The following is a 20,210-nucleotide window of genomic DNA, read 5'->3' on the forward strand; positions in this document are numbered from 1 at the left end:
AGGTGCAGAGGGCGCTGGTGGAGAAAACCACCGCAGCGCGCTCACAATGACCCGCGCTCCATCACGAACAATACGCGATCTGATGCGCCGGTTCGCACCTATGGGCTGGACTGCGCGGGTTGGCAGAGGTGGCCACGTCAGATGGCAGCACGAAACGGGCGCTTTGTATTTCTCGGCGGCGACGCCCGGTGACTGGCGTGTCGTGCGGAATATTGAGGCAGGGTTGAAACGAGCGGCGAGGGGTGGGTGATGGCAGGGCAGAAACGCAGGGTGGTCATTCGACAGGCTGACGATATGGGGCCGACACCGGAGAGGGCGGGGAAATCAGATTTTCGTCCGGCAGGAGGTGCTGTCCGCAAAAACCCGCCGATCGACAGGCTTGTCACATCCGGGCAGATCAACGCGGTCCAGTATAACGACGCGCTCCGGTGGCGGCAGGAGTTCGAAAAAGCCTACGCGGGATACGTCGATCATGCGAGCGATTACGTTTCGCCAGAGGACGGACGGCACGATCCGATGACGTGGCGCATCATGTGCATGGACAGCGGCGTCTGGCTGGGCGAGATACGCGACAAAATCGGAAAGCGATCCGACGCGCTGCTGGTGTGGCTTCTGATTGGCGAGATGTCGTTTGTGGATATTGGAAAGAAGTTACGGCCCGAATTGGCTGGCTGGCGTCAGAAAGAGAGGGCGAATGCGCTCTGCATCTCCGCGATAGAGCGGCTATCCGAGGTGATGTGTGAGATGCGGGAACGTTCAGCTAAGGCCAAGCGTGAGAAGTCCGAACATGAAGAGCGGATGGAAAGATGGCGTGCGGCACATGCCGATCGAAAGCGCTTGCAATCCATCAACGAACATGAGATAAGTTGTGTAGTTTAGCATTTCTACGTTTAAAGCCATCCTGCAGGGTGGCTTTTTCTGTTTCTGGGGGCTGCTACCTTTCCGCATCTGACCCGGATGCGATAAATCCCGAACCTCTCTAAGCGAAACGATCCCAGAACGCGTAGGCGTGGCAGTCGTTCGTGGTGAGCAAACCGCGCAGCCTGAAATTTTAAGCGGTAAGGCGGGAAGGGTTTCAATTTGGTGGAGAACGGATATGGCCGGGAAGAAGGCGGCCAAGAATAAGGCTGTGCCTACAGAAACAACACCCTCTACGCGCGACGCGAGAGAGGTTTTCTTAGCGCACTTACGAGAAACGGCTAATGTTTCCGCGTCTGCGCGTGTGGCGCTGCGTGACCGCAGCACGCTTTACCAGTGGCGCGAGACTGACGCGGCCTTTTCCGCCGCATGGGATGACGCGATTGATGAGGCCACGGACGCGCTTGAGCAGGAGGCTCGACGCAGGGCTATTGAGGGGGACGAGGAATACGTTGTCTCTTCCGGGCAGGTTGTGCGTGGACCGGACGGTGAATTTCTAAAAACCCGGAAGCGGTCCGACGCGCTCATGCAGATGCTCCTCAAGGCCCATCGTCCAGAGAAATACCGCGAACGCCATGACGTTCGCCAGTCCGGCGCAATAGCGATCAACATCACCCCGGATGACGCTGATCTCTGATGGTCGCCAAACTGAATCCGAGGCAGAACGAGGCGAATAAACTCCTCGGGTCCGCGGCTACGCATATTTTGCTGAGGGGCGGCTCTCGATCTGGGAAAACATTTCTCCTCATCCGGGCAATCTGTATCCGTGCAATGCGTGCGCCGGAAACACAGCACGGAATTTTCCGACATCGTTTCAATGCTCTCAAGGGCACAATTATCCGGGATACATTCCCAAAAGTAATGAAGCTATGCTTTCCGGGTGTTCCTTACGCAGTGAACCAGACGGACTGGTTTGTAGAGTTTCCGAACAAGAGCCGGATTATTTTCGGCGGACTGGACGATAAGGAGCGCACCGAGAAGATCCTCGGTTACGAGTTCGCCACGATCTACATGAACGAGGCCAGCCAGATTGCCTACGGCGCTCGTAATATGCTTGTGACGCGACTGGCGCAAAAGTCCGGTCTGGCTCTCAAGGAATACATCGACGCCAATCCGCCGACGACATCGCACTGGCTCTACCAGCTATTCGAGCAGAAGATCGAACCAAAATCTGGCGAGCCGCTACCAGATCCGGACAATTACGTCACAATGCAGCTCAACCCGGATGCGAACCGGGAAAATCTATCTCCTGAATATCTGGCCCAGTTGGAGGCGCTTCCTGAGCGCGAACGGCGACGGTTTCTATATGGAGAATATCAGGCTGCGATTGACGGTGCGTTCTGGAACCTCGACAGTTTCAAACGCGACAGCGCTGTCACTGACGAAAATTTTGCGTCCGTAAGAGATTCTCTTTCTCGCATTGTCGTTGCTGTAGACCCATCAGGATGCTCTGGCGACGAAGATATCCGCTCGGATGAGATAGGGATCAGCGTTTCAGGCCTAGACTGGGACGGCGGCATCCACATTCTTGAGGATGCATCAGGCCGATACAGCCCTTCGCGATGGGCCTCTCTGGTCATCCAGCTCTTTGATAAGTGGCAGGCCGATCTGATAGTGGCAGAACGCAACTATGGCGGCGCTCTGGTGGAGAGTAACATTCTCGCTGCCAGAAACTCTGCCCCCATCAAGATCGTGACCGCTAGCCGGGGTAAGCACATACGGGCCGAGCCGGTTGCTAATCTCTATGAGATGGGCCGCGTGGTGCATCATGGAAGATTCCCCGATCTTGAAGAACAGCTTTGCCAGTTTTCTAGTGCAGGATTCCAAGGCTCTAAGTCTCCCGACCGAGCTGACGCAATGGTCTGGGGTATAACTGAATTGGCTCTGGGTGAAGACGATTGGACCTCAATTTACGCACGATTGGCTGACTGATGCCCCCCCGCAACAGAAAACGCACCAACGCCCGGTCAGCCCAGACGCGCGATGGCTATATCAATCCCGCCACGCGCACCGGTCGGTATCAGGACAACCTCGCAAGTGCTGGCCATTACGCGTTCAAATTCTGGACCCGAAACCGCGTCCAGCTTGAGGCCGCCTATCGCGGGTCGTGGATCATCGGCAATGCTGTAGATTGCGTCGCTGAGGACATGACGCGTGCCGGGATTGATATTGTCGGTCTGGAAGATACAAAGCGTGAGAATGAGGTCCAGGCTGAATTCAGCCGCCTTGGAATATGGTCGTCGTATTCTGATGTAATCAAGTGGTCTCGTCTTTATGGAGGATCGCTTGGGATCTTGCTGGTGGACGGACAGGATGTTTCTACCCCTCTCAACCTTGAGGCTGTGGGGAAGGATCAGTTCCGCGGAATTTACGCGATAGACCGCTGGATTACTCAGCCGGACTACGAAAACTGCATTACTGACATTGGCCCGCAAATGGGTAACCCTGTTTATTACCAGATCGTTCCCGGTATTGGACCGTTGTCAGGAAAATACGTTCACCACAGTCGCGTCATCCGAATGGATGGTATCAGGCTCCCGATCTATCAGCGCCAATATGAGAATGGATGGGGAATGTCCATCGTAGAACGCATTTTCGACGCGCTCACAGCATACGACAGCGCAACAATGGGTGCGGCTCAGTTGGTCTACACGGCTCGTCTGCGCGTGATGAAGGTGAAGGATTACAAAAAAGTCCTCGGCGGCACTGATGATCGCGCAAAACGTGGCTTGAATGCACAGATGGATAACATCCGGATGTGGCAGACAAACGAAGGCATGACGGTCATCGATAGCGAGGATGACTTCAATGCAATCACCTACGCCTTTGCTGGCTTGTCAGATATTCTGACGCAATTCGGACAGCAGATCAGCGGCGCAATACGCACCCCTATGACGCGCCTGTTCGGGCAGTCCCCTGCTGGTTTCAGCACCGGAGAAAGCGACCTTCGGCAGTATCACGAGGGCATAGCCCAACAGCAGGAAATGCAGCGGCCTGACGTGCATAAGGTGCTGGATCTGGTCTGGCGCTCAAAATATGGCACGCCCGCACCGGAGGAAATGTCATTCAAGTTCGCGCCATTGATGGGCATGACGGCTGACCAAAAAGCTGAGATGGCAGCGCAGAGGACTAACTCTGTGGTCGCGGCGTTCAGTGCAGGGCTGGTAGGGGCTGGAACGGCTCTGAAGGAGCTGAAGGCAGGCGCTGAATACGATGGCGCTTGGAACACGATTTCTGAGGACGAGATTGCCGAGGCTGAGAATGAGCCACCGTCACTTTCGGAAACAGCTTCGACCTCAGAGGGAGCGGGTGAGCCTCTCGATCAGGATGCTTTAACATTGCCAGTAGCGGAACCGTCCTCGAACCGTGAGGCATAACAATGCTCATCCGCACGACTGATCAGGCCGCCCCGCAGTCAGCGTTCCAGCCGACGCGGAGGTTGACACTGTTCTACGAGAGGTCACTTCGAAAAATTGCCAGACAGATAGGGGATTTGACCAGTCTGTATGATCCTGGCGGCGACCAGGGGGTTTCCCCCCTTGTTTCCGCCCTGCATCGATATGAAAGACTTTTGGAGCCGTGGGCCGAAACAACAGCGGCGAGGATGCTCTCCGACGTAAGTCGCGTGAATAGCCAGCACTGGAAGCAGTATTCCGAACAGATGGGCGTTGAGCTCCGGCGCGAACTGGAGAACGCTGACACAGGTCGGGTTATGCGGCAGTTGCAGGCCGAGCAGGTTGATTTGATTACGTCACTCCCCCGTGAAGCGGCTGAGCGGGCTCAGAAAATCGCTTCTGAAAGTCTGATAACCGGAGCCCGGTTCAGTGAACTGCGGGACGAACTACTGAAGACAGGAGAGGTCACGGAAAGCCGGGCCACGCCCATAGCGAGGACCGAGACTTCAAGAGCGTCCTCGCTTCTAACGCAGGCGCGCGCACAGGCGATTGGTTCACCCGGCTATATCTGGCGCTCTCATCGCGATAACAGGACACGCCCGAGCCATCGCGAAATGAATGGGCAGTTCGTTGCATGGGAAGAGCCGCCAACGCTGGACGGTCTCACCGGTCATGCAGGGTGCGTCCCGAATTGCAGGTGCTTTGCTCGTCCAGTATTGCCCGACGCCTGATCAGAGGCGGTTCAGAAGATCCGGCGGTGTTCGATCATTGTCTGGCCATTCTTCTTCTGTGATCTGACCGGTTACGAGGGAGAGCATGGCACGCGCATCATCGTTTGTTCCGGATAATTCAACCAGCTTTCGCCACCATTGAACAAGAAGCCACGCGGCTTCGAACTCTGGTGATTCCTTTCTGCTGAGCAGAACTTCCAGCGGCATACCTTGCGCATTCTCGTTGGCAGTGAAGCGCAGTTCTTCAACAACCCAAGCAATATCGATGGGTTTGGGATTTTCATTGGTCATGCGTATCCATACCACCGATTTTGTCCCGTCGCGCGGGAACGATCTCTATTCTGTCGAAAAAATTGGCGACACGAGGGAATTGCTTCCCGATGGGTCATTGCTCTGCCGGGACGTGCCAATCGCCCGAACGGGGACGATGCTCTACGACGAGAGTGAGCTTCTCGACCAGAATGGCGAACGTATCGGCTCATCGCCCGATGGCGTTCTAAAGGTCCATCGGGATGAGAGCGATCTTTTCAGGCCGGAGACGATCCAGTCGTTTGAGGCCGCTCCCGTCACTCTGAAGCATCCTCCCGTTCAGATGACGCCGCAGAGTTACTCGGAATATTCCAAGGGGAGCATCCGGAATGTTCGGCGCGGAGAAGGTGGGCTCTCCGACTATCTCATCGCCGATCTTGTTGTTCGTGACCAGAGCGCCATCGATGCGATCAATCGCGGGATGCGCGAGGTCTCGCCCGGCTATGACGCGGACTACGAGCCTGTTGAGGGCCAGATAGGTCATTACCGGCAGAAGAACATCATCGGAAACCATCTCGCCATTGTGGACCGGGGCCGTGGTGGCCGGACGGTCAGAATTGGTGATTCAGAAGGACCAGTTATGGCTTTCAAGAAAAAATCATGGGGCAGCAAACTGATGGCCGCCCTTCAGACAAACGATGCTGACGGTGTCGAAGAGGCTATCCGTGAAGGTGCCGATGAATCTCCGGAGACGCGAGTTGAGCCTACGCTTGACCGCACACGCGACGAAGAGACGGCCCCTGACCCGATGGCCGCCTGCATGACGGCGATCTCTGGCCTCGGTGAAAAAATCGACGCGCTACCTGCTTTGATTGCTCAGGCGCTCAAGGCGACCGCCGACGAAGATGGCGCTGGAGGCGGCGAGGAGACTGAGAAGGATGACGACAAGGACGCCCAGACTGAGACTGAGGACGAGGCAGAAATGCTTTGCGATGATGGCAAGCGCGCCCCGACTGGAGATGCGGCTTTTGTTGCTGTGCGTCAGCACACGTTGAGCGCCGCAGAAATCTTGTCGCCGGGCCTTATGATCATGACGACCGATGGCGCCGCCAGTGCAAAAGACAAGCGCGCGGCCATCGACGGCATGCGTCGTCAGGCTCTGGAGAACGCCATGCGCGACCCGGCAAAGGCGAAAGTTATCTCCGACACTCTCGGTTATCGCAAACTGACGCCTCGGACCATGACGAGTGATGCTCTGTTCAGCACGTTCAACGCCGCCAGCGCCGCAGTGAAGAACGCGAACAACCTGGGTGGCAAGGGCTCCTATGGCGGTTTCAAGTCCTTCACTGAGGATCGGAGCGGCACCAGCCCTGCATCCATCAATGAGCGCAACAAAGCGTTCTACAACCGCAAGAAATAAGAGGCTCCAATGGTTTCTTACCTTTACCGCATGGACACGTCCTACGCGGGCGACATGACGCGTCAGCCTGCTCCAGGCGACATTGAGCAGCTTGCTCTTGATCCGACCGTTGACTGGTCCACTTATGGCTTTGGCCGCCCCGTTGTTCTGACCAGCGATGGCAAGGCGACGCTGCCAACCGCAAGCACAAAGTCTTCTGATATTTATGGGATGCTGGTGCGGGCATATCCCGGCTTTGCTGTGGCGAACACTGGAAACGCTGCGTATCCTCAGATCAATGGTGAGGCATATGCTGTAGCCCGGCGCGGTTTTATGGCCGTCCCGCTTCAGGGCAGCACGTCAGCGGCAAAAGGGAGTTCGGTTTACGTTCGCGTTGGCGGCGTGACGTCTCCGTCTGTCCTCGGCGCGGCTGAAGCTGCGGCTGATGCCACGACCGCCTCCAACACCCCCGCTCTGACAGGGGCCAAGTTCGTCGGCCCAGCCGGGACTGATGGCATTACCGAAATCTCCTTCGATTTCCGGGCTTCCTGACAGAGGGCCCCGATCTTTTCAGACGGAATCACCAAATGAACAATCGATACGGTAACGCGCCGACAATCCGTCGCGTGCGAACGACTGACTCGGCATTCACCTATGACGCAGCCACTATGGACAGCGTCGGGAACTTCTTCATCGGCGAGCTTGAGCGCCTTGACCCGAAGATCCACGAACCTCTCGCAGCGGTGACGTGGGGCCGCGATATCGATCTGCGCGAGGACGTTGGTGTAGGCGACGAACTGTCGTCCTTCACGCAATCCTCTTTCGGGTCTGTCGGCGGTATCAACCCGGCGGGGCTAAACTGGATTGGCGACGAAAGCACCAGCATCCCGGCTGCGACCGTTGACATCAACAAGGTTGCTCAGCCCCTACGCCTCTGGGGATCGAATCTGTCCTATACGATTGTGGAGCTTGAGCGTTCCATGCGTCTCGGACGCCCGATCGATGCGCAGAAACTGGCCGCGATTAATCTGAAGCACCAGATGGACATCGACCAGATGGTCTATAAGGGTGACTCGGACACGTTTAGCGGCGCTTATGGCCTGATCAACAGCCCAAAAGTTGCCGCGCAGACGGCTCTTTCTGCGACGTTCACGGCCTCAACCGCCGATGTCATCCAGTCAGCAGTCAATGAGGCGATGACGGCGGTCTGGAAACAGTCCGGTTACGCTGTCCTCCCGAAGAAGATTCTCCTGCCGCCTGCCCAGTATGCGCAGCTTACCCGCGTCAATAGCAGCGCAGGCACGTTCTCCATTCTTCAGTATCTGAAGAAGAACAACGTGACGACGAATGCGAGTGGCGAGGAAATCGAAATCCTGCCCTGCAAGTGGCTGACTGGAGCAGGTGCCAGTGGCTCTGACCGTATGGTTATCTATACGCAGGATGAGAATTACGTCCGCTACCCTCTCGTCCCGCTCCAGCGCTCGCAGATCACGCCGCAGGATATCTGGCTCCGCACAACCTACTGGTCTCTGCTGGGTCAGGTTGAATTCGTCTATCCGGAAACCGTCGGCTATCAGGACGGTATCTGATGACCCTCGCCCGCGTGGTGCGTCCGTTCCATCTCTCACGAGATGGGCGGAGTGCGCGATATCTTCCCGTCGGGCTGCATGATTTCACGGATGAGGAGATGCTTCATCCATTCGTTCGTGAAAACTGCCTGTTCTTTTCCACACTGGGGCCGAAAGAGAATGAATCCGTTCGAAACGAAACCGATGGATCAGATCTTCCCGCATTGGGGACCGCAGAGGTGGCCGGAAATGAACCGGATGCACCCAAACCCTCACGAGCACGAAAAGGAAATAACGCCGTGTGATTTTCTGGGGTTATTCCCAGAGTTTTCGGACACGGCGTCTTATCCACCCTGTCGTATCGAAACACTTATCCATCTCGGCCGGAAATTCGTTTCAGCTGAGAGGTGGCAGGACAGTTACCGATACGGGGTCTGTCTGGTGACAGCGCACCAACTCGTTCTGTCACAACAGGCAGCGCGTTCGGCGGCGGTGGGCGCTACTCCCGGAATGGATGTCGGCATTGTCACAAGTAAGAGCGTGGGCAGCGTCTCAAAGAGCATGGATGCGTCTATCGGCTCCGTAGACGGTGCTGGACCATGGAATATGACGATCTATGGGCGCCAGTATTGGCAACTGGTCCAGATCTATGGATCTGGGGGGATGCAGTTTTGAAGCCGGGCGTGACGGCAAGCAAGGATCGCGTTGCTGAAGTGATGAAGGCCGTCAAGGATCTCACGCTCAAACGCGTCATGATAGGTATCCCGGAAGAAGAAAGCGCCAGACCGGATGATGCAGAAGCGAGTAATGCACTCATAGGCTACGTGCAGGAAACCGGATGCCCTGAAAGGAATATTCCCGCGCGCCCCTTCCTTGTTCCCGGCGTTCAAAGCGTTACGGAAGACGCAATCAAGCGTCTAGCTTCTGCCGGGAAGAAAGCGCTGGAAGGCGATGCGCAGGCAACTGAGATTGCCCTCAATAGTATAGGCTTGAATGCATCTGGTGCTGTTAAGGACAAGATGGATGTAGGGCCATTCAAGCCGCTTGCTGACGCAACGCTTGAGGCGCGGATCAGAAGAGGAGGTGGCTCAGAGGTTGGAGCAACCGAAGAGTTGGAGCGCCGCAAAGGAGGCCTTCCGCCTTCGACCGATCTGGCTCAGCCACTGATAGACACGGGCAATCTTCAGAACTCGATCACATACGTCATCCGGGATACGAGGACGAGACGCGATGGCTCTTCTTGATGTTACCGATGTTCTGGATGATCCGGATTTCTGGTCGAATATCACGGTCGAGCGCATTCAGAGTGGAGTGGATGCACGCGGCGAAACGGCCCTGACGAGAACCCAGTTTCCAATACTTGGGTGCGTCCAGCCGATCTCAACGCAGGAGCTTTTACGCAGCCCGGATGCGGAGCGACTGAGAGGAGGCATCACGGTCTATGCCCGTTTCGGCTTCATATCCGGCGACGGGCCGATGAGCGCCGACAATATCATCGTTGGCAAAACCCGATACACTGTCATCAGCACTAATGACTGGGGGGCATACGGCAGCGGATATACGCAGGCGCAATGCGCCCTGTGGGGCTTGCAGGCCGATAGCGTCAACAGCGAATACGCACCATGACCGGAGAACTCCTTCCAGTCACAGAAACGCATTGCGAGCAGGACCGTGACCTTGATCTCATAGTAGGTGACTTCATCGCCGCCGTATCAGGGCTGGACCGGTCGCTCGTTCGACGGCGATGGCAGATCGTTCCGGCCAAGCAGCCCGACCGCGAGGTAAACTGGTGCGCTGCCTCAATCACAGATGAAGACTTCGACCAGTATGGGGCGCAGGAACTGTCTGGCGACGGCCCGCTTGTGGCCCATCAGCATGGCACTCTGTCTGTCCTCGCATCATTCTACGGCCCTGACGCCACACTTTACGCCAGACGGTTCCGGCAGGGCGTTCTGATCTGTGGGAACAGGGCGATCCTTTTTCAGAACGGGATGGCGATACTCGATATGGGGAGCATTGTTCGCGTTCCATCTCTCGTCAATCAGGGGTGGCTCCCGCGCTCGGACCTGACGTTTCGGCTGCGCCTGCATGAACAGCGATCCTACGCCATTCAATCAGTCCTCACGTCTGATGGAACAGTCCAGACCCATCCCGGTAACGACACGATTATCATTGCAAACTTCAACACGGAGAACGCCGGATGAGCACTTCCGGACTGCCTGTCTCGGATATCGTCAATGTGACGATCACGCTTGAGCCGACTGCTACGGCTACGCGAAATTTCGGGGCTCTTCTTATTATCGGATCATCTGGCGTCCTCACAGCGAGTGAGAATGTCCGCCAGTATGCGTCTCTGGATGAGGTCGGTGAGGACTTCGCCACGACGACGCCAGAATATGCGGCGGCAACGGTTTTCTTCGCACAGTCACCCCACCCCTCGACGCTCTACATTGGCGAACAGCAGGAAACGGAGACTGATCCGACTGTTACGATCGCCCGTCTCGCTGCCGCCACGGGGGACTGGTATGGATGCGCGTTCACTGAAGCGACGATGCCGACTGATACGGCAATGGTGACTGTAGCCAAGCAGATCGAGGCTCTCAATCCACCTCGCACTCTGTGGGTAACGGCACAGGAGGCTGGGGCGATTGACGCGGCCTCAACCACCGATCTCGCATACCTTCTCTCGAAGGCGACGGTTACGCGAACCTTTGTCCAGTATTCGTCATCCTCTCCGTATGCCGCCATTTCTGCTTTTGGCCGCATCGCGACCGTGGATTACACGGGCTCCAACACCACGCTGACGCTCATGTTCAAGACTGAGCCCGATGTGACAGCGGAAACGCTCACCAGCACGCAGGCATCCGCGCTAAAAGCAAAAAACTGCAACGTCTACGTCAACTATCAGAATGGAACGGCAATCCTCCAGACTGGCGTTATGGCTGACGGAACATGGGCTGACACGCGCATCGGTGCTGACGCTTTCCAGAACGCTCTTCAGGTTGCGGGCTTCAACACGCTCTACACACAGCCGAAGATTGCGCAGACTGACGCGGGGATGAACATTCTCGAAACCACATATGACGCACAGTGCAGTGTCTATGTGCAGAACGGCTTCTTTGCCCCCGGTGTCTGGGATGGACCGACAATTGGAGCACTCAACAGCGGTGATACCATGCCGAGCGGCTATTACATCTATCGGCCTGCCATCTCCACACAGAGCGCCGCCGATCGTGCCGCGCGGAAGGCCGTCACGATGCAGATTGCCTGCAAGCTGGCCGGAGCCGTGCATTCATCCAACGTCATCGTCAACATTGTGAACTGAGGCTGAACAATGGCTACCGGTAGCACTTATTCTTTCATTGATGTCTCAGCCTCCATGGTGGGGCCGGGCATCTCGACCTCTCTCGCTTCGGAAGCAGCGGCAGCGGAAGAAGGTATTTCAATCTCTCTTGCAAATCCGAAGAACAATCTGACGACCGGCGCGTCGGGCGACTGGATGCACAGCCTTCACGCGGCGAACAATGGCGGCGTGACGGTTCGGCTCCTGAAGACCTCTCCGGTCAATGCGAAACTGATGATCGCCTACAACGCTCAGCGCATATCTTCCAGCCTGTGGGGCAAGAACACGATTACCGTCACCCAGAACGTGTCGGGAGACAAGGTTGTCTGTAACGGGATCGCCTTCCGGCAGGCTCCTGATCTGGAATACGCGACAGACGGCGGAACTGTGACGTGGGCGTTCGACGTTGGTGAAATCATCGAATATCTGGGGACATACTGATGACTGAGATCGAACTATCGGGCCGGATCTATCACACCGGCAAGCTCGATGCGCGCAGGCAGTTTCATGTCGCACGCCGACTTGCCCCGGTCATCGCGGCAATGGCCGATGCCGCGGCGTCAATCAATGACCTCAAGAGCGTGGCTGCATCTATCGATCTGGAGAAAATCGCCGGGGCAGTCGCCGCGCTCTCTGACGCGGATGCTGATTACATCATGGATAATTGCCTCAGTGTCGTGACATACCGCGATCAGGAAGCTCAGCGTGATTTCAAGATCATGCCTCGTCCGGGCGTCGTGCAGTTCGACTTTGTGGGGCTTCCTGAAATGCTCCAGTTGGCGGCTGCCGTTATTCAGGAAAACCTCGCGGGTTTTATGCCCGCCAGCGGCCAAGGTTCGAACGAACCGGCGCTGGCCTGACCTTCGAGACAGTCTCTCTGCCCAATGGCGAGGATTTCCTGATGAGGCCTGTTCTGGCGGGCCTTTGTCACATGGAGAGCCTGACGGATGGTGCGCTGATGCTGGAAGACGTGTTGGCGATGAATGACGCGCTTGACGTGAAACTTGAGAATGAAGCCCGCGCTCACAGGGCATTGAAAGCGAAAGATGGCTGACGCTGGCGTAATCAAGGAATTTTTGGTCAGTCTCGGCTGGGCTGTTGACCGGCAGGGACAGCAGAAATTCGATGACGCGATTGCTGGAGCGAAAACGGCAGCCCTTGCGCTTGGCGCAACCTTGGCTGGCGTTGTCGCGTCTGTCGGGAAGGTGGCTCAGGCCTACGAGCAGATGGGCTATGCGGCCCAACGCGCACAATCATCTGTCTCCGGCATGCAGGGTTTTGCTTACGCTGTCTCTCAGATGGGAGGCAATGCGCAGGCTGCGGCGCAGTCTCTCCAGAGTATGGGGAATTTCCTACGCTCATCGCCGGGCGCGGCGTCTTTCCTGTCCCGCCTCGGCGTTCAGGCGCAGGACGCTCACGGCAATCTACGCGACACCTCGGCTATTATGGGCGATCTGGCGGCTAAGTTCCGCTCCATGCCTTACTGGCAGGCAAAATCCTCCGCTGGCGTCCTTGGGATAGACGAGAACACGCTTCAGGCAATGATACGCGGCCTTGGTCAATTCTGGCCGGAATATCAGCGCGTTTACAAGATGGCGGGAATTTCACAGGAGCAGGCAACAAAAGCCGGGGCTGGGTTCATGCAGCAGCTTCGGAGCCTCGGTATCGTCCTTCAGGCGCTCCGGGATAAAGTCGGCATCTCTCTGATGCGGGGCGTCGGCGGTGATATCGCTCGCCTTCGCGCGCTGATCCTATCCAATTTCGGCAGGATATCCGGGGCAATCGAGACAGCGGCACGGGTCGTGCTGAGTCTAGGCGAGGCTTTGATGCAGCTCCTTTCGCGTGGCGGCGAAATCATGGCGTCGCTCTTTGACTGGTTCACGCATCTGGACCGTGGAACGCGCCAGTGGATTGTGGGGCTTGGTCTTCTGGCCTTGGCGTGGAAGGTTATGAATACGGCGTTCATGGCCACCCCTATCGGGCGCGTCATCGCACTCGGATTAGCTATTCTGGCCCTCTATGACGATTACAAGTCGTGGCAGAAGGGCGGAGAGCATCTTGTTGATTGGGCCAAGTGGAAGCCGGGCATTGATGCGGCGGTTGATGGCATAAATGCCCTGGGCGATCTGCTCAAAAATCTGTGGCCTGACGTAAAACCCTACATGATGCCGATTGTTGATTTCGTAAAAAATGAAGTCGTCGGAGCATTCACCGAGGCGCGGGACGTTCTTGTCGGGATGGCTAAACTCGCGGATGACGTTGTTCGTGGTCGGTGGGGGGCTGCCAAAAAAGACGCATCGAGTATCTGGAAGATAATGCAGGACAATGACGCGGCAACGGGTGCCGACATCAAAAACACATGGAATGAGGAAGGCGGCCTGATCCGGAACGCCCAGAAAAAAAAGCTGATGGGCGAGGCTATGCAGACGCTTCAGAGCCTTGGCGTCGATGCTACCCACGCGGCGGCGATGGTGGGGAATTTCGTTCAGGAGAGCACCCTGAATCCATACGCCAGAAACGTGGATCAGAGGGGGAATGTTCATTACGGAGTGGAGCAGTGGGATGACACGCGGGCTGATGCCATTCTTTCTGGAACAGGTATTGATGTGCGCCGCGCCGGTCTGGCAGATCAGCTTAAGGCTGCGGTCTGGGAAATCCGCAACGGTGCCGAAAAACAAGGCGGAAACGGCTTCTTTCGCACGAATGGATTGATGCAGGCAGCGCATTACTTCGCCCAGAACATCGAGAGGTCCGGAGAGAGCGGTGACAGTCAGGGGATGAAAAACCGTCTGTCAGGCGCGTCCATAGCCTACGATGTTGGCACGCAATCTGGGGCAACCACCACAACCAACGCGCCGGTCACACTGCACCAGAACATAACGAACAACATCTCCGGTTCTGGAAACCCGCAGGCAACGGGGCAGGCTGTTGCAGACCGCCAGCAGGACGCTACGGCGCGGCTGACGCGAAATCTGAAAATGAGGCGCGGATGAGCGGAACACTCAGCGAGATTGCATCGCTTATTTACGGTGGCTCACGGTCCATCAGCAGCACAGATACGACCGGCGCGACGGTCAGCGTCATTCCGGATCTCACCGTCCGGGAAAGCCACCGTGACAGCCTCGGGATCACCAGCCATCCTGTTGAAACCGGCGCTGCAATCACTGACCACGCGTTCAAACTGCCTGCCGAATTGCGACTTGAGTATGGATGGTCGAACGCCAGCCTGAAAGCGACGTTCAGCAATTTCTCAGTGCAGGATTTTTCTGTTCAGAGCCTGCTTGATGGCAACTGGGGAGAGGCATACTGCCGGCAGGTCTATGAGAAGCTGATCGCACTCCAGGAGGCGCGGACGCTGTGCCAGATTGTGACGGGGAAGCGGCTCTATAAGAACATGCTCATTGAGAGCGTGGAGACGTTCACTGACGCCTCCACAGCCTATAGTATGTTCGTTTCAGCGTCGTGCCGCGAAATACTGATTGTCAATACGGTCACAGCCACCACGAATGTCACGGCGAGCAATCAAGCAAGGCCGCAAAGCACGGCCCCTGTGACCAAGACAGGACAGAAGCAGCTGAAGGCCGCGACGAACACGAGTGCGCTAAGTTCCTTGTGGGCCGGGATCAAGGCGGCGTCTGGATATTAGGGCGGTCATCGCGACCGCCCCTTCACACCCCCGCGAGCGCCTTCCGCTTCACACGAGGGAGAGCCTTCTCGCGCCGCGACTTCTCCGCCTGCACATCATCCCAGAGCTGCATGATGGCAGCGGCGGCGTTCCTGAGAGAGCGTTCGCAGTTTGATGTGTTCACTTCCGAGGTCCTGTGCTCAAGGCGCGACCATACCGTCGTGAGGTCGCCGATCCTCTTGGCGACTTCATCCCAATCCAGTCGTTCCGGGCTTCCGACCGCCACCAGCGCGCTCATGACGCTGGCTCCGGGGCTTTCCGAAAATTTGCAGGGACTTTCTCTTTCAGGTCCGCAACCTCAGAAGCGATGGAAGCGCCGGGGACAACCTGTGCCAGCTTCACAAGACCCTTCGTCGTGACGCGGATCGTGTTGCCGACATGCTCCTCGCCGTTACTGTCCCGATAGGTGTAGGGCTTGTTCCGCAGATACCCGGCGTCGATCTTGTCCTGATACGCGAGTTTCACCTTGCCGCGCGCAAAGCGCCACCGGTGCGTATCGAGAAAGTCCATGAACTTGCCCGGCTTCACCTGAATCATCTTGGCGACTTCCTGCAAACCGAACTCGCCTTCTGCGAATGAGATGCGTGCCAACGCCTCGGCCTTTGGCTCCAGCTCCTCGACGCGAGCCTGCGCCGCTGCGCGGGCTGCTTCGATCTGGTCTTTCTCAGCGGCGAGACGGCCCGCTTCCAGAAGTGCCGCCGCGTAGGTCTGCGGAATGGCCGGCTGGACCTCTCCCCGTTCGTAGGCATCAAACCGCTCGATGATCTCAATCGTGATATCGGTTGCGGTCGCCGTCTCCGACTTGGCCGTGATGAAGATCGCCTGCTTGCGGTTGAGGTAATAGGCTTCGACCTTCTGGCCCTTCCCAACCGTCATTTCTTCTGTGGGCAAAGTGCCCATTTGCAATAGCGCGCCACCGTGGCGCGCTATCAGTTTACGAATATCTCGCGGTTGCGCAAACCCAAGACGAACCGCCAGATCAGTATCGAGAATACGAAGCTCGCCGTCATGCATTTCGGGCGTGATGAGGTTCTGGGTCATCATGCAGCCTCCAACTCACGGACACGGGCCTGAACGACCGGCTTCATGTCCTTGTCGTGGGTCGGCGCTTTCGGCTTGAGCAGAGCGCGGATAGACGCTTCATCTACGCATGAGAATGGTTTTGGTGTATTGATATAGGTAGCCATAGTCCGAAAGCCCTTTCGGTTTGTGGTTAGGGCGGCTTAGGAAGGTAGGATTTCCTGTTGCCGCCCGAACTATATGCGCGTATAAAGTCTGCATGTCAACACTTTATACGCGCAAAAAGATGGGACGGCCCCCAGTGGAAAGCGAGGAGATCCGCTCTCGCGTCCAACAACCCCTTCTCGGAGAATTGGACGCATGGGCCAAAAACCACAACGTTACTCGTGCTGAAGCTATCCGGCGCTTGATTGCGGCAGGACTTGAGGCGGAGTCGGAAGATAAAATCGACTCTACTAGAGAGCGTTAAGGACAACAGCAGAATCTATGCATAAAATAGCCCGCGTTAAGTTAATCGCGCGGGGCAAAAGATCATCCATATATAATGATGAGATGTGCGTTTATTTATTTCACTAATGGACTAATGTAGCAATTACACCATCCATTTGGACAAGACGGGACATTCCCCGGATATCCTTCTTCAGGCAGGCTGTGTTTCGAAAATATTTTCCCATTATTCTTTTTTGCTATCTGACATGTTCTCATACTCTCTCTGTTCGATTTCCAAATAAATTTATCAGCAACATTTGTGCACAATAAACGGTCGAGATTAAATTCACCTCTTTTAGCGAAGCTTTCACGCATGAGTCTATTATATTCAATATCATCTAATTTTCTTTGTTCTTTCGATATACCTCTTCTCTTTGGGAGAGGTATTCTCGCGCAATAACCGGGAGGGCCTCCTATAGTAAATATATCGGAGCCATATTTTGTGTTCCGTAAGTATTCTGTATTGCTATTTTCTTTTTTGTTTTTCCCAAATATCCAATTAAGAAATCTCAATTTATTCTCCGTGCGTTTTTGTTTGTGAGGTATGATAGAAAACGATTTTATATGTCTGCCATCCTTTTCATAGCCGCCATACGAAGATGGTATTCAGTTTTTGTTTCGCTTGAGAAGGCCATTACCAAAGCAACAATCCACCCTAGAAAAGTCCATCCCAGAAAAAAGTTTACGATAAAGATTGGTATTGTCTTACTGCTGCTCCTGCAAAGCGCAACAACTAACGGCAGGAAGTAGAATGATATTAATGATAGCAAAATAAGAAGAACGACAGTTGGAGAAATTCCTCGTATTGAGTCAGCAACCCCATGCTTTTCAGCAAGTTGTAGCAAGTCGCTTTTTTTGCTCGCTTCGTTAGGCTCTATCGTTGGTTTGGCCTCTTCTCCCCTTAAAGGTCCATTCTGGCTTGAATAAGAATTGCTGACGTTTTCTGTGGCGGATGTTGTGGGCGTGCCAGCGTCAATCGAAGGAGGGGATAGTAGGATGTCCGAATCGTTGTCGGAAAGAAAGCCGTCCGTTTCCGGTCGGCCTTTTGTCCTCTGCCATGTTTCAATCGCTGTCCGCGTCCCTTCACCATAAACGCCATCAGCCACGGCGCCTGAAGGCAGATAACCGAGGTCGATCAGCTTCTGTTGAAGGGCGATATGCCGGTCAATATCGCGGGTTGCTTCTTCTAGGGCGCTCCCTGAAAGTCTCTGTTTATATTGCTCAGTGAGCTTACCCATTCCTTCAATGTAACAGGCCGCACCTTGATCTGGGATTGCCTGATTTGCTTCACCAGGTATAGGCAAGCCGCATTGTTGATTCATCGCATTCTCTGCCAAGACAATTTCCTGCTTCAGAGACTTCCAGCCTTCTGGCCCGACCTTTTGACGCAGCGCGTAATAGGTCTGGTCAAAAATCAATTCCTGCTTGGCAGCCTCACTATTCTGACAAAGCATAATAGCAACGCCATTGTTGGGCGGCGGTTTGTTGCAATCAAAGTCTGGTTTGTAGGTTTGAGCATGTGCGGCATGACAAGCAAACAACAACCCCAACGCGACGAGCAATTTCCGCATAGTAACCTCAGTCTTTAAATGTGACGCGAGGTTACTTCGGGTTAATGGGGTTGGGAAGGGTGGGGTGGCAAGGCTGCGCGTGACAGGAGCTTACCGCGAAGCTTCGTCCAGCACTTTCTCAGCCCACTGGTTAAGGCTCGTTCCAGCCAATTCAGCGGCCAGAGCGGCGCGCGCGGTATGCGGATATTCACACGTCCTATACTGGCATTGACCCGATGGGCGGTAGATTGCTCCCGGCTGACCTGCGCTCCGACCCGGAATTGCAGGCGATGGCCGAGAGCGCGGCGACCAATCCGCAGCACTGGCCGTATGTGCCCCGCTCGTCAGCAGCCCCGAAGCAGGGCGCGGTGTTTGTGCCGCTGCACTGATTGCGCTTGACGATGCATCAACGGATGTGTAATTGAATGTGTAGTTTGGGTTTCGTGCGTCGAGGCCGACAACTCCCGGATACATTATGGCGACGACGTTCTACGAGGTGCCCGTTTCGGCTGCGCCTCAGTCGTTCTCTGTCAGCATTTCCGGTGCACAATATACCATTCGTCAAACCTACTGCGATGTGCCTGACGGTGGTGGATGGCTCATAGATATCATTGACTCATCGGGGTCGAATATTCTAACCGGCCTCCCGCTCGTTACAGGCGCAAACCTTCTCGGACAATTCTCTTATCTCAGCCTTGGGTTTGGCTTGGTTGTAACGACGAGCGGCGACGCTGATTCTGTCCCGACCTACGATAATCTGGGCGTTTCTTCCTATCTCTACGCAGTGATTGTGTCGTGACGCAGCAATTCATCCGCGCATGCTCTCTGGTGGTTGGTGACGCATCGGGATCCGGTCTCGACCTCGCCAATCTGCGCGTTACCTTCAATATCACGCACGGAACGACGGATACGCCACGCGTCTTGTCAGCGCGGGTATACAATCCAAACGAAAAAACTGTTGCAAGGCTACAGTCCGAGTTTATCCGCGTCACACTGGCAGCGGGTTATCAGGGGAATGTGGGCGTCATATTTGACGGCACAATCAATCAGATCCGCAGCGGTCGGGAAAATCCCGTAGATACTTTCGTTGATATATTCGCGCAGTCTGGCGATGTAGCGCATGTTTTCAGCGTAAGCAGTGCGGTTCTGGCGGCGGGCTGGAAACACAAAGATATTCATGAGCAATGCGCCAAGGATATGGCCGCAGCAATAGCTGCTGATGGGGCGACGCAGGGAACCATGAAAGCCGGGACCTTCCCGGAAATATCGGGGTCAGGAGCGCGTCCAAAAGTCATTTATGGGATGACGCGGGATATATGCCGGACAACCGCGCAGTCAGTTGGCGGTCTCCCTGTAACAGATGGTGATGAAATTAAGGTGGTTTCGCTGGCCGATTTGTCAAAACCCGCACAGCCCGGAGAGCCCCAGATCGTACTCACCCCGTCCTCTGGTTTGGTTGGCATCCCCGTGCAGACGATTGACGGTGTGCAGGTAACATGCCTCCTGAGCCCGCAGATCAAGCGCGGTTCACTTATTCATATCCGGCTGGATGCAAAGCGTGACAAAGCTGGTCAGTCCGCCATTCTTCCGGCGCAAGTTGATCAATCTTATGTAGGAACACAAGGCGGCAACAAAACGACGCAGGCGTCAGACAATGTGTCGGGAACGCAGCGATGGAAAGTGAACGGACTTCCTAAAAATGGCCTGTTTAGGGCCATCTTTGCTGAGCACTCCGGCGATACGCGGGGCGATGAATGGTACACACGCATGACATGCATCAGCGTTGACCCAAGCGACATGCCGGCGAAGTCAGAAGTCCTTGTGAATGCGGTTGACTGATGGACCTGAGAGAAAGATTCAAGG

Annotated in this window: 29 protein-coding genes; 23 read left to right on the forward strand and 6 right to left on the reverse strand. The window is 55.8% G+C overall.

The window, feature by feature from the left end:
• The 6 genes from GVI59_RS18870 to GVI59_RS16040 all read left to right on the forward strand — a co-directional run.
• Nucleotides 1-250: type II toxin-antitoxin system HicA family toxin (locus tag GVI59_RS18870; protein WP_206752374.1), on the forward strand; the 250-nt coding region annotated here is incomplete at its 5' end.
• Entirely contained in the window at nucleotides 250-879 is a 630-nt protein-coding gene (locus GVI59_RS16020) for a hypothetical protein (protein ID WP_173575103.1), read from the forward strand. The genes GVI59_RS18870 and GVI59_RS16020, both read left to right, overlap by 1 nt.
• 217 nt (nucleotides 880-1,096) lie before the next feature.
• Nucleotides 1,097-1,555: a hypothetical protein gene (locus tag GVI59_RS16025; protein WP_194299166.1), complete on the forward strand. Its 459-nt coding sequence runs from the start codon at nucleotides 1,097-1,099 to the stop codon at nucleotides 1,553-1,555.
• Nucleotides 1,555-2,850 (forward strand): phage terminase large subunit, encoded by a 1,296-nt coding sequence (locus GVI59_RS16030; RefSeq protein WP_173575104.1) that lies wholly within the window; start codon nucleotides 1,555-1,557, stop codon nucleotides 2,848-2,850. Before GVI59_RS16025 ends, GVI59_RS16030 begins: the two co-directional genes overlap by 1 nt.
• Complete coding sequence (locus GVI59_RS16035; protein ID WP_173575105.1) at nucleotides 2,850-4,295, forward strand: DUF1073 domain-containing protein; 1,446 nt, start codon at nucleotides 2,850-2,852, stop codon at nucleotides 4,293-4,295. Before GVI59_RS16030 ends, GVI59_RS16035 begins: the two co-directional genes overlap by 1 nt.
• 227 nt (nucleotides 4,296-4,522) lie before the next feature.
• Complete coding sequence (locus tag GVI59_RS16040) at nucleotides 4,523-5,044, forward strand: phage head morphogenesis protein (RefSeq protein WP_242013169.1); 522 nt, start codon at nucleotides 4,523-4,525, stop codon at nucleotides 5,042-5,044.
• On the opposite strand, the gene GVI59_RS16045 is transcribed toward GVI59_RS16040, so the two are convergent.
• A complete protein-coding gene (locus GVI59_RS16045; protein WP_173575107.1) occupies nucleotides 5,045-5,335 on the reverse strand; it encodes a hypothetical protein in 291 nt (96 codons plus the stop codon).
• Here GVI59_RS16045 and GVI59_RS16050 point away from each other — a divergent pair.
• From GVI59_RS16050 to GVI59_RS16115, 14 genes are read left to right on the forward strand one after another with little or no spacing between them, the layout of a single operon-like run.
• A complete protein-coding gene (locus GVI59_RS16050; RefSeq protein WP_173575108.1) occupies nucleotides 5,334-6,713 on the forward strand; it encodes a DUF2213 domain-containing protein in 1,380 nt (459 codons plus the stop codon). The genes GVI59_RS16045 and GVI59_RS16050 overlap by 2 nt on opposite strands.
• Before the next feature lie 9 nt (nucleotides 6,714-6,722).
• Entirely contained in the window at nucleotides 6,723-7,244 is a 522-nt protein-coding gene (locus GVI59_RS16055) for a structural cement protein Gp24 (RefSeq protein ID WP_173575109.1), read from the forward strand.
• A 35-nt stretch (nucleotides 7,245-7,279) separates the two neighbouring features.
• Nucleotides 7,280-8,281, forward strand: coding sequence for a DUF2184 domain-containing protein (locus GVI59_RS16060; protein ID WP_173575110.1), 1,002 nt, complete (start codon nucleotides 7,280-7,282; stop codon nucleotides 8,279-8,281).
• Complete coding sequence (locus tag GVI59_RS16065; RefSeq protein WP_173575111.1) at nucleotides 8,281-8,565, forward strand: hypothetical protein; 285 nt, start codon at nucleotides 8,281-8,283, stop codon at nucleotides 8,563-8,565. The genes GVI59_RS16060 and GVI59_RS16065 overlap by 1 nt, the downstream gene beginning before the upstream one ends.
• Nucleotides 8,519-8,935 (forward strand): DUF4054 domain-containing protein, encoded by a 417-nt coding sequence (locus GVI59_RS19475; protein ID WP_408736626.1) that lies wholly within the window; start codon nucleotides 8,519-8,521, stop codon nucleotides 8,933-8,935. Before GVI59_RS16065 ends, GVI59_RS19475 begins: the two co-directional genes overlap by 47 nt.
• A complete protein-coding gene (locus GVI59_RS16075) occupies nucleotides 8,860-9,504 on the forward strand; it encodes a hypothetical protein (protein WP_242013170.1) in 645 nt (214 codons plus the stop codon). Before GVI59_RS19475 ends, GVI59_RS16075 begins: the two co-directional genes overlap by 76 nt.
• Nucleotides 9,491-9,886: a hypothetical protein gene (locus GVI59_RS16080; RefSeq protein WP_173575113.1), complete on the forward strand. Its 396-nt coding sequence runs from the start codon at nucleotides 9,491-9,493 to the stop codon at nucleotides 9,884-9,886. Before GVI59_RS16075 ends, GVI59_RS16080 begins: the two co-directional genes overlap by 14 nt.
• Nucleotides 9,883-10,464 carry a phage neck terminator protein gene (locus tag GVI59_RS16085; protein WP_173575114.1) on the forward strand — a complete coding sequence of 194 codons (582 nt, stop codon included), beginning with the start codon at nucleotides 9,883-9,885 and terminating at the stop codon, nucleotides 10,462-10,464. Before GVI59_RS16080 ends, GVI59_RS16085 begins: the two co-directional genes overlap by 4 nt.
• Nucleotides 10,461-11,585, forward strand: a complete 1,125-nt coding sequence (locus tag GVI59_RS16090) for a DUF3383 family protein (RefSeq protein ID WP_173575115.1) — start codon at nucleotides 10,461-10,463, stop codon at nucleotides 11,583-11,585. The genes GVI59_RS16085 and GVI59_RS16090 overlap by 4 nt, the downstream gene beginning before the upstream one ends.
• A gap of 9 nt (nucleotides 11,586-11,594) precedes the next feature.
• Nucleotides 11,595-12,044: a phage protein gene (locus tag GVI59_RS16095; protein WP_173575116.1), complete on the forward strand. Its 450-nt coding sequence runs from the start codon at nucleotides 11,595-11,597 to the stop codon at nucleotides 12,042-12,044.
• A complete protein-coding gene (locus GVI59_RS16100; protein WP_173575117.1) occupies nucleotides 12,044-12,463 on the forward strand; it encodes a phage tail assembly chaperone in 420 nt (139 codons plus the stop codon). Before GVI59_RS16095 ends, GVI59_RS16100 begins: the two co-directional genes overlap by 1 nt.
• Before the next feature lie 41 nt (nucleotides 12,464-12,504).
• A complete protein-coding gene (locus GVI59_RS16105; RefSeq protein ID WP_173575118.1) occupies nucleotides 12,505-12,657 on the forward strand; it encodes a DUF6889 family protein in 153 nt (50 codons plus the stop codon).
• Nucleotides 12,650-14,596 carry a phage tail tip lysozyme gene (locus GVI59_RS16110; protein WP_173575119.1) on the forward strand — a complete coding sequence of 649 codons (1,947 nt, stop codon included), beginning with the start codon at nucleotides 12,650-12,652 and terminating at the stop codon, nucleotides 14,594-14,596. The genes GVI59_RS16105 and GVI59_RS16110 overlap by 8 nt, the downstream gene beginning before the upstream one ends.
• Nucleotides 14,593-15,249: a phage baseplate protein gene (locus GVI59_RS16115; protein WP_173575120.1), complete on the forward strand. Its 657-nt coding sequence runs from the start codon at nucleotides 14,593-14,595 to the stop codon at nucleotides 15,247-15,249. The genes GVI59_RS16110 and GVI59_RS16115 overlap by 4 nt, the downstream gene beginning before the upstream one ends.
• A 22-nt stretch (nucleotides 15,250-15,271) precedes the next feature.
• Here GVI59_RS16115 and GVI59_RS16120 read toward each other — a convergent pair whose 3' ends face one another.
• From GVI59_RS16120 to GVI59_RS19410, 5 genes are all read right to left on the reverse strand, one after another.
• Entirely contained in the window at nucleotides 15,272-15,526 is a 255-nt protein-coding gene (locus GVI59_RS16120) for a hypothetical protein (protein WP_173575121.1), read from the reverse strand.
• A complete protein-coding gene (locus tag GVI59_RS16125) occupies nucleotides 15,523-16,332 on the reverse strand; it encodes a phage antirepressor KilAC domain-containing protein (RefSeq protein ID WP_242013171.1) in 810 nt (269 codons plus the stop codon). Before GVI59_RS16125 ends, GVI59_RS16120 begins: the two co-directional genes overlap by 4 nt.
• Nucleotides 16,329-16,475, reverse strand: coding sequence for a hypothetical protein (locus tag GVI59_RS16130; RefSeq protein ID WP_173575122.1), 147 nt, complete (start codon nucleotides 16,473-16,475; stop codon nucleotides 16,329-16,331). Before GVI59_RS16130 ends, GVI59_RS16125 begins: the two co-directional genes overlap by 4 nt.
• An 882-nt stretch (nucleotides 16,476-17,357) precedes the next feature.
• Nucleotides 17,358-18,368, reverse strand: a complete 1,011-nt coding sequence (locus GVI59_RS16135) for a superinfection immunity protein (RefSeq protein ID WP_173575123.1) — start codon at nucleotides 18,366-18,368, stop codon at nucleotides 17,358-17,360.
• Nucleotides 18,369-18,458: 90 nt separating this feature from the next.
• On the reverse strand, nucleotides 18,459-18,629 hold the full coding sequence (locus GVI59_RS19410) for a toxin-antitoxin system HicB family antitoxin (RefSeq protein ID WP_338422114.1): 171 nt from the start codon (nucleotides 18,627-18,629) through the stop codon (nucleotides 18,459-18,461).
• Here GVI59_RS19410 and GVI59_RS19135 point away from each other — a divergent pair.
• The 3 genes from GVI59_RS19135 to GVI59_RS16155 all read left to right on the forward strand — a co-directional run bounded on the left by GVI59_RS19135 (nucleotide 18,584) and on the right by GVI59_RS16155 (nucleotide 20,186).
• Nucleotides 18,584-18,736 (forward strand): hypothetical protein, encoded by a 153-nt coding sequence (locus GVI59_RS19135; RefSeq protein WP_173575102.1) that lies wholly within the window; start codon nucleotides 18,584-18,586, stop codon nucleotides 18,734-18,736. The two genes, GVI59_RS19410 and GVI59_RS19135, sit on opposite strands and share 46 nt — an antisense overlap.
• Before the next feature lie 86 nt (nucleotides 18,737-18,822).
• Nucleotides 18,823-19,146: a phage baseplate plug family protein gene (locus GVI59_RS16150; protein ID WP_173575124.1), complete on the forward strand. Its 324-nt coding sequence runs from the start codon at nucleotides 18,823-18,825 to the stop codon at nucleotides 19,144-19,146.
• On the forward strand, nucleotides 19,143-20,186 hold the full coding sequence (locus GVI59_RS16155) for a baseplate hub protein (RefSeq protein ID WP_173575125.1): 1,044 nt from the start codon (nucleotides 19,143-19,145) through the stop codon (nucleotides 20,184-20,186). The genes GVI59_RS16150 and GVI59_RS16155 overlap by 4 nt, the downstream gene beginning before the upstream one ends.
• The last annotated feature ends 24 nt before the right edge of the window (nucleotides 20,187-20,210 follow it).

It is taken from the genome of Acetobacter sicerae (assembly GCF_011516765.1).
Lineage (GTDB): Bacteria > Pseudomonadota > Alphaproteobacteria > Acetobacterales > Acetobacteraceae > Acetobacter > Acetobacter sicerae.

Coding starts and splice junctions, on each gene's coding strand:
- GVI59_RS16115 (WP_173575120.1), top strand. CDS start 14,593: ATGAGCGGAACACTCAGCGAGATTGCATCGCTTATTTACGGTGGCTCA.
- GVI59_RS16090 (WP_173575115.1), top strand. CDS start 10,461: ATGAGCACTTCCGGACTGCCTGTCTCGGATATCGTCAATGTGACGATC.
- GVI59_RS16020 (WP_173575103.1), top strand. CDS start 250: ATGGCAGGGCAGAAACGCAGGGTGGTCATTCGACAGGCTGACGATATG.
- GVI59_RS16080 (WP_173575113.1), top strand. CDS start 9,491: ATGGCTCTTCTTGATGTTACCGATGTTCTGGATGATCCGGATTTCTGG.
- GVI59_RS19475 (WP_408736626.1), top strand. CDS start 8,519: ATGCACCCAAACCCTCACGAGCACGAAAAGGAAATAACGCCGTGTGAT.
- GVI59_RS16085 (WP_173575114.1), top strand. CDS start 9,883: ATGACCGGAGAACTCCTTCCAGTCACAGAAACGCATTGCGAGCAGGAC.
- GVI59_RS16150 (WP_173575124.1), top strand. CDS start 18,823: ATGGCGACGACGTTCTACGAGGTGCCCGTTTCGGCTGCGCCTCAGTCG.
- GVI59_RS16045 (WP_173575107.1), bottom strand. CDS start 5,335: ATGACCAATGAAAATCCCAAACCCATCGATATTGCTTGGGTTGTTGAA.
- GVI59_RS16025 (WP_194299166.1), top strand. CDS start 1,097: ATGGCCGGGAAGAAGGCGGCCAAGAATAAGGCTGTGCCTACAGAAACA.
- GVI59_RS16040 (WP_242013169.1), top strand. CDS start 4,523: ATGCTCTCCGACGTAAGTCGCGTGAATAGCCAGCACTGGAAGCAGTAT.
- GVI59_RS16030 (WP_173575104.1), top strand. CDS start 1,555: ATGGTCGCCAAACTGAATCCGAGGCAGAACGAGGCGAATAAACTCCTC.
- GVI59_RS16130 (WP_173575122.1), bottom strand. CDS start 16,475: ATGGCTACCTATATCAATACACCAAAACCATTCTCATGCGTAGATGAA.
- GVI59_RS16135 (WP_173575123.1), bottom strand. CDS start 18,368: ATGCGGAAATTGCTCGTCGCGTTGGGGTTGTTGTTTGCTTGTCATGCC.
- GVI59_RS16100 (WP_173575117.1), top strand. CDS start 12,044: ATGACTGAGATCGAACTATCGGGCCGGATCTATCACACCGGCAAGCTC.
- GVI59_RS16065 (WP_173575111.1), top strand. CDS start 8,281: ATGACCCTCGCCCGCGTGGTGCGTCCGTTCCATCTCTCACGAGATGGG.
- GVI59_RS16075 (WP_242013170.1), top strand. CDS start 8,860: ATGGAATATGACGATCTATGGGCGCCAGTATTGGCAACTGGTCCAGAT.
- GVI59_RS16050 (WP_173575108.1), top strand. CDS start 5,334: ATGCGTATCCATACCACCGATTTTGTCCCGTCGCGCGGGAACGATCTC.
- GVI59_RS16120 (WP_173575121.1), bottom strand. CDS start 15,526: ATGAGCGCGCTGGTGGCGGTCGGAAGCCCGGAACGACTGGATTGGGAT.
- GVI59_RS19135 (WP_173575102.1), top strand. CDS start 18,584: ATGGGCGGTAGATTGCTCCCGGCTGACCTGCGCTCCGACCCGGAATTG.
- GVI59_RS16110 (WP_173575119.1), top strand. CDS start 12,650: ATGGCTGACGCTGGCGTAATCAAGGAATTTTTGGTCAGTCTCGGCTGG.
- GVI59_RS16060 (WP_173575110.1), top strand. CDS start 7,280: ATGAACAATCGATACGGTAACGCGCCGACAATCCGTCGCGTGCGAACG.
- GVI59_RS16035 (WP_173575105.1), top strand. CDS start 2,850: ATGCCCCCCCGCAACAGAAAACGCACCAACGCCCGGTCAGCCCAGACG.
- GVI59_RS16105 (WP_173575118.1), top strand. CDS start 12,505: ATGAGGCCTGTTCTGGCGGGCCTTTGTCACATGGAGAGCCTGACGGAT.
- GVI59_RS16125 (WP_242013171.1), bottom strand. CDS start 16,332: ATGATGACCCAGAACCTCATCACGCCCGAAATGCATGACGGCGAGCTT.
- GVI59_RS16055 (WP_173575109.1), top strand. CDS start 6,723: ATGGTTTCTTACCTTTACCGCATGGACACGTCCTACGCGGGCGACATG.
- GVI59_RS16095 (WP_173575116.1), top strand. CDS start 11,595: ATGGCTACCGGTAGCACTTATTCTTTCATTGATGTCTCAGCCTCCATG.